Genomic DNA, 528 nt, shown 5'->3' with positions numbered 1-528 from the left:
ATCCTGTCGTTGGTGGAGACCGGCAAGCGATTGGGCCGCTGCCCACAGGAGTGGTTGAGGGCCGTGGTCAGGGCGTGCATCGAGAAGACAGATTATCCCATCCCGGCAGAACTGATGCCGTCAACCCCGTCCTGGTGAATAGATACAGAGTCGGTATGCCTGCTCGGCATGGGCTTTCTCTTCCAACCGTTCGCTAACCCAGCACAAGGTGCTCGGTCCGATGTCAGCAGCCCACTGTTTAAGACGCCCTGGGGTCCAGCGTTGCTGCTTGCTGTGACGTTCCGGCATGTGCTCAGGGAGCGTGCTCATCCCCGGGATGGTTTTACGTGGATGGCTCGCGACCAGCTGTTGCTGGTGATAGACCTGAAGCAGTGTGTCGCCTGCATGGAGCTCCAGTTGCTGACCCACATACTGGTGTGGCACCGAGTAATGGTGCTGCTCATAACTGACGTGATAGTCGATGTTGACCTTGACCGTTTTGATGGCGACATAGCGATAGGGATGCACCGGCAGTGGTCCCAGTGCCGG

The 528-nt window shown here is 58.3% G+C and carries 1 pseudogene; it reads right to left on the bottom strand.

Going from position 1 to position 528, the window contains the following annotated elements:
* Positions 1-141 precede the first annotated feature (141 nt).
* A pseudogene (locus MUW49_RS18130) lies at positions 142-528 on the bottom strand (IS21 family transposase); the annotation flags it as partial.

The organism is Aeromonas sp. LsrichE-8G (genome assembly GCF_022869435.1).
GTDB lineage: Bacteria > Pseudomonadota > Gammaproteobacteria > Enterobacterales > Aeromonadaceae > Aeromonas > Aeromonas caviae.
The sequence above is the reverse complement of the archived record's forward strand: the minus strand, read 5'-3'. Positions and strand labels throughout refer to the sequence as shown.